Annotated in this window: 11 protein-coding genes; 10 read left to right on the top strand and 1 reads right to left on the bottom strand. The window is 29.4% G+C overall.

Annotated features, from left to right (window positions below):
- Positions 1-7: 7 nt before the first annotated feature.
- Complete coding sequence (gene rpsJ / locus AVBRAN9334_RS05885) at positions 8-319, bottom strand: 30S ribosomal protein S10 (protein ID WP_214116107.1); 312 nt, start codon at positions 317-319, stop codon at positions 8-10.
- Positions 320-698: 379 nt separating this feature from the next.
- Here rpsJ and AVBRAN9334_RS05880 point away from each other — a divergent pair, with 379 nt between their 5' ends.
- The 10 genes from AVBRAN9334_RS05880 (at position 699) to AVBRAN9334_RS05835 (ending at position 11,966) form a co-directional block, all read left to right on the top strand.
- Positions 699-2,228 carry a sodium:solute symporter family protein gene (locus AVBRAN9334_RS05880; RefSeq protein ID WP_336607259.1) on the top strand — a complete coding sequence of 510 codons (1,530 nt, stop codon included), beginning with the start codon at positions 699-701 and terminating at the stop codon, positions 2,226-2,228.
- Positions 2,229-2,342: 114 nt separating this feature from the next.
- Positions 2,343-3,065, top strand: a complete 723-nt coding sequence (locus AVBRAN9334_RS05875; protein ID WP_336607258.1) for a hypothetical protein — start codon at positions 2,343-2,345, stop codon at positions 3,063-3,065.
- A 10-nt stretch (positions 3,066-3,075) separates the two neighbouring features.
- On the top strand, positions 3,076-3,948 hold the full coding sequence (locus AVBRAN9334_RS05870; protein WP_336607257.1) for an electron transfer flavoprotein subunit alpha/FixB family protein: 873 nt from the start codon (positions 3,076-3,078) through the stop codon (positions 3,946-3,948).
- 10 nt (positions 3,949-3,958) lie between these two features.
- Complete coding sequence (locus AVBRAN9334_RS05865; RefSeq protein ID WP_336607256.1) at positions 3,959-4,741, top strand: enoyl-CoA hydratase-related protein; 783 nt, start codon at positions 3,959-3,961, stop codon at positions 4,739-4,741.
- A 2-nt stretch (positions 4,742-4,743) separates the two neighbouring features.
- Entirely contained in the window at positions 4,744-6,249 is a 1,506-nt protein-coding gene (gene caiT / locus AVBRAN9334_RS05860; RefSeq protein ID WP_214116125.1) for an L-carnitine/gamma-butyrobetaine antiporter, read from the top strand.
- Between the two features lie 22 nt (positions 6,250-6,271).
- Positions 6,272-7,405: a crotonobetainyl-CoA dehydrogenase gene (caiA, locus tag AVBRAN9334_RS05855; protein ID WP_336607255.1), complete on the top strand. Its 1,134-nt coding sequence runs from the start codon at positions 6,272-6,274 to the stop codon at positions 7,403-7,405.
- A gap of 11 nt (positions 7,406-7,416) precedes the next feature.
- Positions 7,417-8,622 (top strand): L-carnitine CoA-transferase, encoded by a 1,206-nt coding sequence (caiB, locus tag AVBRAN9334_RS05850; protein ID WP_336607254.1) that lies wholly within the window; start codon positions 7,417-7,419, stop codon positions 8,620-8,622.
- A gap of 2 nt (positions 8,623-8,624) precedes the next feature.
- Positions 8,625-10,328, top strand: a complete 1,704-nt coding sequence (locus AVBRAN9334_RS05845; RefSeq protein WP_336607253.1) for an AMP-binding protein — start codon at positions 8,625-8,627, stop codon at positions 10,326-10,328.
- On the top strand, positions 10,315-11,643 hold the full coding sequence (locus tag AVBRAN9334_RS05840) for an FAD-dependent oxidoreductase (protein WP_336607252.1): 1,329 nt from the start codon (positions 10,315-10,317) through the stop codon (positions 11,641-11,643). Before AVBRAN9334_RS05845 ends, AVBRAN9334_RS05840 begins: the two co-directional genes overlap by 14 nt.
- Positions 11,640-11,966, top strand: a complete 327-nt coding sequence (locus AVBRAN9334_RS05835) for a ferredoxin family protein (RefSeq protein WP_214116137.1) — start codon at positions 11,640-11,642, stop codon at positions 11,964-11,966. The genes AVBRAN9334_RS05840 and AVBRAN9334_RS05835 overlap by 4 nt, the downstream gene beginning before the upstream one ends.
- Positions 11,967-11,972 lie beyond the last annotated feature (6 nt).

The following is an 11,972-nucleotide window of genomic DNA, read 5'->3' as shown; positions in this document are numbered from 1 at the left end:
TCTATCCTTACTTGCCCATTGCACGAACTTCAACATTAACTTCTGGTGCCAAATCAAGCTTTGTTAAGCTATCAACGGTGTCAGTAGTAGCAGCCAAAATATCAATCATACGAGCGTGAATTCTCATTTCAAATTGTTCTCTTGAATCTTTATTGATGTGCGGAGATCTTAAAACGGTATAACGCTTTATTTTTGTAGGCATTGGCACTGGACCTCTAATTTCAGCACCAGTTCTCTTAACGGCTTCAACAATTGCCGCAACTGTACGATCTAGAACCCTATGGTCATAAGCTTTTAACTTTAACCTAATTCTTTCCATAATTTTTCCTTTTAAAAGAACTCGTTGGCATTTAAGCCAACCCATTAAAGAACATGTGATAAGTATCACAAAAACTAAAATAGGTTCGCAAGTGTATTTAATATAAGTTTATTTGTCAAGAAAAAATATAAAATTCTACATATTTTTATCTTTTTTAAAGAGATAATAAATATAATTTAATTTATTTTATCTTATTTCTTATATAAATATATTTAAAAATTTACATTTTTTTAAGTTTTAAAATTATAAAATTAAATAATTTTTTTAATTTTATATTAAGGTAAAATATGCTTGAGTTATTTTATGCTTTATTTTCAGGTATTTGTTTAATTTGTTGTGGTGTTTTAATGTATATGAAATTGTCTAAAGAAGAAAAACAATGAATATTATAAGCCTGCTTGTTTTAATTTCTTTTATCTTATTTTTAATCTTGTCTTATTTTCTTTCAAAAAGAACTAAAAATTTAGATGACTTTTTTGTTGCAGGAAGAAATGCTAATACTATATTTTTAACAGGTACTGTTTTTGCAAGTATGTTATCTACAAATGGTTTTATGGGTGATTGTGCTTGGGTATATGATGGCCACTTTATATCATTAATGGTGATAAATACTATGTGTGCTTGTGGTTATATCTTAGGCTCTTTATTTTTTGGAAGATATCTAAGAACAAGCAAAGTAAAAACTCTACCTGAATTTTTCTATTTAGTATTTAAAGAACATAAACTTGCAAAATATCTAAGAATGTGTTCGGCTTTTGTAGTTTGTTTTAGTATGTTTGCTTATCTTGTTTCAGTTATGCAAGGTGTTAGTATTTTATTAGAAAGTTTAACTGATTTTAGCAAAACTACAAGCTTAATTGCAGGTTTTATTATAATTTTAGCCTTTGTAAGCCTTAGTGGCTCAAATGGAGCAATTATTAGTGATACTCTTATGTGCGTTATGTTTTTAAGTGTTACTATAATTGCAGCATTTTATATTTTTAATACTATTGAAAATCCTTTTATAGCAATGAAACAACTTGCTCAATCACAGCCAGAAACATTAAAAGCTCCAAATGAATTACCTTATGTATTAACTATGGGAATTATCTGGTGTATAACTATAGCTATTTCTCCTTGGCAAGCAGGTAGAAATTTAATGGCTAAAAATGAACATGTGATTTTTAGAACGAGCGTATTATCAGCAATTTTAACAGTATATTTTCTAGGAATTTTATACCTATTAGTAATAGTTATTAAATATAGTGGAATTAATATTAATACCAGTGAAAAAGTAGTAATTATTTCTGCTTTAGAACAAATGCCTCCTATTTTAAGTGCAATGCTAATAACTGGTATAGTTCAAGCAGGAATTAGCTCTGCTATGACATTTTTAGCTGTTATTGGTTTTAGTTTTAGTGAAGATATTATAGGACAAATAAGCAAAAAAGAAAAAACTGATAAACAAAAACTTATATTGTGCAGAATAATTATATTAAGTGTATGCGTTTTATGTTTTATAATTAATACTTTTGAATTAGCAAGTATTAGAATAATTGCTTGGTTTGCAAGCACTATAATAGCAGCTAGTTGGATAGTAAGCGTTATTGGTATTTTATATATCAAAAACTATGGAATAAAATCAGCCCTAGCATCTCAAATCAGTGGATTTTTAACTTATATAATTGTTAGATTTTTAAGCGAACTAAACTTAATTACATATGAAGCATTTTTTTGCTCTATATTGTCTAGTTTAATCTTTGGAATTATGTTTTTAGAAAAAAATTCTAATAAAAATTTAAATTTTATGTCTATTAAATTAGAAACAAACGAATACAAAAAAACTAAATTATATGCCATATTATTAATATTTTCAGGCGTTTTATTATCTTCATTATTGCTTAAATATTATTCTTCATTATTTAATTAAATATTTATATCAATATATCTTTAAGTTTCAAACAAGGAAAAAAATATATAATTAAAAAACTTATATTTAAAATTTAATATTTTAAATTAAGATTAAATTAAAAAAGGAGATTTTATGAATATTTTAGTTTGCACTAAAATTGTTTTAGATGAAGAAGAATTAAAATTTTCAAATGGTGAATTAGATCAAACTTCTAATTTAAAAATTTCTAACTTTGATTTAAGCGCAATTGAATGTGCTTTATCAATTAAAGAAAAAAATGCTGATTGCAAAATCATAGGAGTTTATGCTGGCGAAAGTCTAAATTCAAAACTTAATAAAGATTTATTAAGCCGTGGCTTAGATGAGTTAATCAATTTAAAAGGCGTTGCAGTTGATAGCATAAGTGCAGCAAATGCAGTTTGTGAATATGCAAAAAGCATTGATGCAAAAATTATAATCGCTGGTTCAAATTCTTCTGATTTATTTCAAGGAATATTTGCACCTTTTCTAGCTGCAAAATTAGATGCTGCATATGCAGGTAATGTAAGTGCTATTAATGCAGTTTCAAATATTGTAGATTTAAACACTAGTGATTCTTTAAACGAAGGTCATCTTAATTTAGATTTACCTGCAGTGCTTAGCGTAAATCCTGAATACTATGAAGCAAAAATACCTGGTATGAAAGCTATCTTACAAGCTGCTAAAAAACCTTGCAGTGAAGTTGCTGCTAGTAATAATGTGTCGAAAATTACTACATTAAAAATAGAAGCTCCAAAATCAAAAGATAGAGCAAAACAAATATTTGAATTAAAAGACTTTGAGAATTTCAAATCGGAATTTGAAAAATTATTATAAGGAGCAAGATATGAAAATTTATGTATTTACAAACGAAATTGATACCTTAAAAAAGATTAATAATTTAGGTATTATTGACACTCACTATTGCACTGAAAATATACAAAGCATTGCTGAAAATCAAATTAAGTTTAATATTGCTAATGGTGCTAGCATTAATGATTGTGCAAAAAGCATTGCTGAAGATTTAAAAAATCAAGATGTATTATTTATCACCTCATCAGCTAATAAAGATTTAGCAGCTTTAGTTGCAGGATATTTAGACGCTCCTATTGTTAGTGATGTATCAACTATAGATTTAAGCAATGGGGTAAAAACTACTAATATTGTTTATGGTGGTGCTGCTATTAGAACAAGCGAACTTACAGGAAATGAAAAAATAATCTCTTTAAGCACAAACTACGCGGCAAATGAAAATGAAATAACTTTGAAAGATGTAAATACTGCAACAAAAGAAATATCGGCTAATAAAGTAAAAGTTTTAAGTGTTAATAAAAAAGTAAATAACGATGTAGATTTAAGCAAGGCAAAAATTATTGTTGCAGTTGGTCGTGGCTTTGCTCAAAAAGAAGATTTAAATTTAGCATATAAATTAGCTGAAAAATTAGGCGCGCAAATTGCATGCTCAAGACCTATTGCAGAAACTGAAAAATGGATAGACAAATCTCGCTATATAGGTATTAGTGCAAACATTATTGCACCTGATTTATATATTGCTATAGGTATTAGTGGACAAGTTCAACATTTAGTAGGTTGTGTAAATTCTAAAAAAATTGTAGTTATTAACAAAGATGACAAAGCACCATTCTTTGAATCTGCAGATTTAGGAATTGTTGGTGACTTAAAAGAAGTTTTAAATAACTTATCAAAAGTATTAATTTAAAGGAGTATTTATGGTTTATTTTGAAAATGAAGGTTTAAAGTGTGAATTAAACGATGGAATTTTAATTATGAAAATTAATCGTGAAAATAAAGCAAATGCACTAAATCACGAAACAAGTTATGCTATGGAAGATGTTTTAAATCGTACAGAGCTTGATAAAGATGTAAGAGTTATCATAATAACAGGTGCTGGTTCAAAAGCCTTTTGTGCTGGAGAAGATTTAAGTGAACTTAGTGGAAGTGGCGAGTGTGCTACAGTTACACCGCATGGCTTTGGAGGTATTACAAATCGCCTTAGCAAAAAGCCAATTATAGCTGCTGTAAATGGCTTTGCAGTAGGTGGTGGCATGGAAATAGCTATGAGTTGTGATTTAATAATTGCATCAGAAAATGCTAAATTTGGCTTAACTGAAGTTAAAGTTGGACTTATTGCATCAACTGGTGGTCTTGTAAGACTTGCAAGAGATATCCCTACAAAACTTGCAATGGAAATGATGCTAACAGGTCGTGTAATTAAAGCCGACGAAGCTTTAAAATATAATCTTATTAATAAGATAGTTCCACAAGATGAGCTAATGAATGAAGTTTTAGAATTAGCTAAAACAATTACAAAAAATGCTCCATTATCGCTTGAATTTTCAAAAATGATTTTTCATAGAGCAAAACAAATGAGCCTTGAAGATGCAACTGCATATTGTGATATAGCATATCGTTTTATAGAAAAAACAGCTGATGGAATTGAAGGACCTAAAGCCTTTATTGAAAAGCGTGAACCTGTTTGGCAAGGAAAATAATCATGGTAGAAAAAAGAGGAATAGAACCTAAAGTATTTTTTCCATCACTTTTTGTAGTGATTCTTTTAGGTTGGTGGGTTATAAGTGATTTAGATGCTGCTAATGCAACTATAAATAAAACCTTTGATTTTGTTACTCAAAAGTTTGGTTTTTTATTTGAATGGTATATGGTAGCAATGTTGGCTGGATTTTTTTGGCTAGTGTTTGGACCTTTAAGTAAAAGAAAGTTAGGAGATGGCGATCCTGAATATAGCACTATATCTTGGATATTTATGATGTTTGCAAGTTGCACTAGTGCAGCTATTATTTATTGGGCTGTTTTAGAGGTTTATTACTACTCTATTTCTATGCCATTTGGATACGAAAAAATGAGTTATGAAGCTATGGATATGGGGCTTCCATATTCTATGTTTCATTGGGGGCCTTTGCCTTGGGCTTCTTATGCACTTTTAACAATTGCATTTGGTTATTTTATGTTTGTTAAAAAAATGGATACTATTCGCCCATCAGGAACATTAGCACCAGCAATAGGAGAAAAATTAGCTAATGGTTGGTTAGGAACTATAATTGATAATGTTTATGTAGTTTGCTTAATTCTAGCAATGGGAACTTCACTAGGTCTTGCAACCCCTATTGTAACTGAATGTATGCAATGGTTATTTGGAATAGAACACACTTTAATGCTAGATGCAACAATAGTTTCATGCTGGGTAGTATTTAATGCTATTTGTGTGGCTCTTGGTATTTCTAAAGGTATTAAAATTGCTAGCGATATTAGAACATATTTGATGATTATTATGCTTGGATATGTGTTTATATTAGGCTCTACTACATTTATGCTTAATTATTTTACTGATAGTATTGGTATATTTATTACAAACTTTGCAAAAATGATATTTTACACAGATGGTATTCGTAGCAATGGTTTCCCACAAGCTTGGACAGTGTTTTATTGGTGTTGGTATATAGTTTATGGAATTTCAATGAGTATTTTCTTAGCTCGTATTAGTAAAGGTAGAACAATAGGACAACTTTGTATAGGAATTGTTGCTGGAATTAGTGCTTCAACTTGGATTATGTGGGGTATTTTAGGTGGAAACACAATGCATTTAATGGTAACAAAAGGCCTTGATATCCCTGCAGTTATTGAAAAATCTGGAGCTTTTAGGGCTGTAATTGAAACTTGGGCAACACTTCCTATGCCTACTGTTTGTATTTTTGGCTTCTTTATTTTTGCATTCATTGCAACTATTACTTTAATCAACGGATGTGCATATACTCTAGCAATGAGTACTTGCAAAGGTGTAAAAGAAGATGAAGAACCACCTCTATTTATAAGAATAGGTTGGAGTATTTTAGTAGGAGTTGTAGGTGTTACGTTGCTTGCATTAGGAGGATTAAAACCTATACAAACAGCAATTATAGTTGGGGGTTGCCCTTTATTTTTCGTAAATATTTTAATCATTTATGCATTCTTAAAAGATGCTAAAAAAATGAATTGGTTTTAAAAATTATTAAAGGAGAAAAATTATGGATTTTAAATTAAACGAAGAGCAAGAATTATTCGTAGCAGGCATTAAAGAATATATGACTAGTAGAAACTGGGAAAGCTATTTTGCAGAGTGCGATGAAAAACATGAATATCCTATTGAATGGGTTAAAGGGTTAGCAGAACTTGGAGTTGATACTATGCTTTTAGATGAAGAACATGGTGGAATGGGTGCAAGTATGGTAACACTAACAGCTATTTGGGAAGAATTAGGTCGTCATGGAGCACCTACTTATGTATTATATCAACTTCCAGGATTTGGTACTATCTTAAGATATGGAACACAAGAACAAATTGATAAAATATTTGCATTCCGTGGAACAGGCAAGCAAATGTTTAATAGTGCTATTACAGAACCTATGGCAGGAAGCGATGTTGGAAGTCTTAAAACAACTTATATAAGAAAAGATGGCAAAATTTATTTAAACGGACAAAAATGCTTTATTACAAGTTCATTACATACTCCTTATTTAATAGTAATGGCAAGAGATGGATCAAGTGAAAAGCCTATTTATTCTGAATTTTTTGTTGATATGAGCAAGACTGGTATCAAAGTGACTCCACTTGATAAACTAGGTCTTAGAATGGATAGTTGTTGTGAAATTACATTTAACAATGTAGAACTTGAAGAAAAAGACTTCTTTGGAAAAGAAGGAGAAGGGTTTAATAGAGTTAAAGAAGAATTTGATGCTGAAAGATTTTTAGTTGCTTGCACAAATTACGGCGTAGCTTTATGTGCTTTTGAAGATGCTTGCAAATATGCTAATGTTAGAGTTCAATTTGGTGAAGCTATCGGGAGAACTCAATTAATTCAAGAAAAAGTAGCTTTCATGGCAATGAAACTTAATTCTATGAAAAATATGATTTATGAATGTGCTTGGAAAATGGATGAGGGAATTGCTAATTCAGGAGATAGTGCAATGTGTAAATATTATTGTGCTAATGAAGCATTTAGCGTAATTGATACAGCTGTACAAATTCTTGGTGGAATTGGTGTTACAGGTCATAGGGTAGGAAGATTTTGGAGAGATTTAAGAATAGATAGATTAAGTGGTGGTAGTGATGAAATGCAAATCCTTACACTTGGTCGTGCAATATTAAAACAATATAGATAAAGGAGTTTAAAATGAATACACCTAAATTTGGTCCATTAAGTGGAGTAAGAGTAGTTTTCTCAGCTATTGAAATAGCTGGGCCATTTGCAGCACAAACTTTAGCAGAATGGGGAGCTGAAGTTATTTGGATTGAACATAGCAAATACACTGATACTATTAGGGTTCAACCAAATTATCCTGAACTTAGTAGAAGAAATTTATATGCTTTAAGTCTTAATATTTTTAGCGAAGAAGGTAAAGAAATTTTTTATGATTTAATAAAAACAGCTGATATTTTTATTGAAGCTAGCAAAGGCCCTGCATTTGCTAATAAAGGTATAACAGATGAAGTTTTATGGTCTTACAAAAAAGATTTAGTAATTGCACATTTAAGTGGTTTTGGTCAATTTGGTGATGATTATCACACAAATTTAGCAGCTTATAACACAATAGCTCAAGCATTTTCAGGATACCTAATACAAAATGGAGACATCAACCAACCAATGCCAGCATTCCCTTACACGGCTGATTATATGGTAGGTCTTACAGCAGCAGCATCTTGTTTAGCGGCTTTACATAAAGCAAAAGCAACAGGCGTTGGAGAAAGCATAGATGTTTGTATGTATGAAGTAATGTTTAGGGTTGGGCAATATTATATGATGGATTACTTTAATGGAGGAGAAATGTGTCCTAGAATGATTAAAGGAAAAGATCCACTTTATGCAGGTTGCGGATTATATAAATGTGCTGATGGTTATATTGTATTTGAAGTAGTTGGTGGATATCAAGTAAGTGAAATTTTTAAAGATTTAGGTATAGGAGAATTAATAGGCACTGAAGAATATCCAGAAGGTATTCAGCTAATATCAAGAAAAACTAGTAAAGCTACTTTATTTGAAGAAAAACTTGATGAATATTTTGGCAAATTAAATGTAAAAGATGCGCTTGATTATTTAAAGAGTAAAAAAATTGCAGGCGCAAAAGTTCTTGAAGTTAGTGAATTAGAAAGTAATTCTCAATATATTGCAAGAAATAGCATTATCACTTGGGAAAACGAAACAGGAAAAACTATTAAAGGTCCAAATATTATGCCAAGATTTAAAAATAATCCTTGTAAAGTATGGAGATCAATGCCTAGTTATGGAAAAGATACAAAAGATATTTTAAGTAGTATTGGTGTTAGTAAAGAAAAAATTAATAAACTAGCAGAAGAAAAGATTATTAATTGCGGTAAATAAAAATGCAAATAGTAAGCGAAAAAAACTTAGCTCATTTTTTAGAGCTAAAAGCAAAAAATGCTAAAGTAGATGATTCTACTTTAGCATCTTCTTTAAAAAGCCTTTGTTTTGTTTATGATAAATGTGAGGCTAACTATGAAAATGCTTATCTTGATAATTATGAAAATTTTGATGAGTATTTTATCAATAATGCAAAATTAGTTAATGGTTATTTTCAAGTTGGAGATTTTATAAAAGCAGTGAATTATAAACAATTAAATGCTTTAGCAAACCAGTGTGCTAATTATTTTAAAGAACTAGGGTTAAAACAAGGAGATAAACTAGGGCTTATGATTTATAACTCTTTTGAGTTTGCAATTATCTTTTTTGCTAGCTTTAAGCTAGGCTTAGTTTTAGTTCCTATAAATGCTTTATTTGCATATGATGATGCAAAATATGTAATAGATAAAACTAAGCTACAATATATTATATTAGAAAAGGAATTTCAAAAAAATTTTAAATTTAATATTAATACAATAATTAAAGAAAAATTATTAGAAAATATCAAAAATAAATCAAAAGAATTTGAAACAAATATTATAAATTGTGATGATTTAGCAATAATATTATTTACTTCAGGGACTACAAGCAAACCAAAAGGCTGCAAATTGACTCACTATAATTTACTTTATGCAAGTCATTTTACTTCAGCTCAAATAGGTTTAAGGTGTCAAGATATTTTTGCTACTTCTATGCCAAATTGGCATATAGATTTACTCACAACTGCATTTATGCCAAGTCTTAGAGCCAATACTAGATTTATTTTACTCAATAGATTTTCTGCTAGAAGATTTTGGCAACAATTGGTATTTTTTAAAGCAAATGTTAGTGAAGTTGTTCCAAAAATGATAGAAATAATAAAATTACAAAAACCATTTTTTAGAGAAGATAAGCACAACCTAAGATTTTTATTATATTTTCTAAATATGAGCAATAAAAAATATCTTGAATTTAAAGCTAGATTTAAAACTGATCTCTTTACTAGCTATGGACTTAGTGAAAGCATAGTTGGTATTATTGGAGATAATCACTATGAAGAATTTAAATTCGGAAGTTTAGGTAAGGTTTATTTTGGTGTAGATGTAATTATTGCAAATAAAAAAGATAACAAACTAATACCATTAAAAGCTAATGAAATAGGTGAAATTTGTATAAAAGCAAGAATGGGTAAAGAAATTTTTGCAGGTTATTATGAAGATGAAAAAGCTAATAATGAAGCTTTTTGCGATGGTTATTTTCTAACTAAAGATTTAGGCTTTTATGATGAAGAAGGTTTCTTTTATTTTTATTCAAGAAACAAAGATTTAATTAAAATAAATGGAGAAAATGTAAGCGCTATTGAATTAGAAAATAAACTATGTGAACATGAGGCTATTAAAAACGCTTGTATTATAGCTGCATGTGATGACATTAGCTGTGATTTAATTATTGCTATTGTTGAACTAAATAATAATGAAGGTATTAGTTACAAACAAGATTCAAAAGATTTAATGAGTGCTATCTTAGATGAGAACTTAAAAAGCTTAAAAAAAGACATATTAAAAATTAACAATACTCTTACAAGTTTCAAAAGAATTAGAGATATTGTTTTTGTAAAAAATTTACCTTACAACCACATAGGTAAAGTTTGTAAAAATATTTTAGGAGAAGTTTATGGAAGAATTTGATGTGATTGTAGTGGGTGGTGGTATAAGTGGGCTTATTTGTGCTTATATACTAGCCCAAAAAGAATTAAGCGTAGTTTTATTTGAACGTGCAGATATAGGGACTAAAAATGTTTCTGGCGGAAGGCTTTATGCTCATACACTAAGAGACATTAAAGGATTAGAAGATTTTGACACTGCTTGTGAAAGAGCTATTATTTGTGAAAAATTAGGCTTTATGGATGACGAAAGTACTTTTATGATAGAAAGTAGAACTATACTTAGCGATGATAAATTTTCAAACTCTTATAGTGTGTTGCAAAATAAATTTTTAAATTATCTTTCTAATAAATGCGAAGAATTAGGAGTTATGATTGCTAGCAATGTTTTAGTAGATGATTTGTTAATTAGGTTAGAAAATGGCGAAATAACTAAATCAAGTTCATTAAATAGAACATTAAGGAACAATGAGAGCGTAATAGGTGTTAAAGCTGGTGAAGATGAAATGAATGCAAAATATGTAGTTTTAGCTGAAGGATTAAATTCTCTTCTTTCACAAAGCATTGATTTACATGCAAGTAATGATGGCAACAATAGTTTTATAGGCAAAAACTATGCATTAGGAATAAAAGAAGTGATTGAGCTTCCTGTTAGCTCAAGATTTGCTTTAAATGATAAAGAAGGATTAGCAGCACTTTACGCAGGAAAAGCTAGTGATTATTTAATGGGTGGTGGATTTTTATACACTAATGAAAATACTATTTCTCTTGGTTGTGTTATAGGACTTGGAAGAAATATGAATAAAAAAAGCTATGAAATATTTGAAGATTTTAAAAATCACCCAAGCATTGCTCCACTTATTAAAGATGGAAAAACTTTAGAATATAGTGCAAAATTAGTTCCTGAAGGTGGATTTAATGCGATGAGCAAATTAGGAGCCAATGGTGTTTTGGTAGTAGGAGATGCTGCTGGTTTTTGTATGAATCTTGGCTACACCGTACGTGGAATGGATTTAGCAATTATGTCAGCAAAAAATGCTGCTCTTGCTATATCAGCAGCCATTAATGATAATAAAAATGCTTTAGAAACTTATAAAGCTAACTTAGAAAAAGAAGGATCTTTTTTAGATTTCAAACAATTTAATCAAATAGGAGAATTCTTAGAGAATAACGAAAGAATGTTTAATGACTATCCAAAAGAATTAAATATTTTAATGAAAAGTCTATTTAAAATAGATGGCAAAAGCGAACCTATAAAAGCAAAAGTTATAAGGCTTATAAAATCAATCGGGGTTATCAATTTAATCAAAGATATATGGAAAGGAAGCAAAGTATTATGAATATTGATGAAAAATTAGGATTAAATAAATTTAATATTGATGAAGAAAATGCTCATATCATAATAAATGATATAGATAGCTCATTGGCAAAAGCATTATGCGATATTTGTCCTGCAAATTTATATAAATTAGAAGAAGATGTTCTAAAATTTGATTATGCTGGTTGCCTTGAATGTGGAACTTGTAAAATGGTATCTTGCATATATGCAAACCAAAAAAATGAAATAACAAGTACAATGGCAAGTGCAAATAACTGCGGAAAATTACTAAAACAATGGAAAGTTCCTAATGCAAGTTTTGGTGTAATATATAGATATGGATAAGTTTAT

This window comes from Campylobacter sp. RM9334, from assembly GCF_020138145.1.
Taxonomy (GTDB): Bacteria; Campylobacterota; Campylobacteria; order Campylobacterales; family Campylobacteraceae; genus Campylobacter_E.
This window is presented reverse-complemented; position numbering and strand designations above follow the sequence as displayed.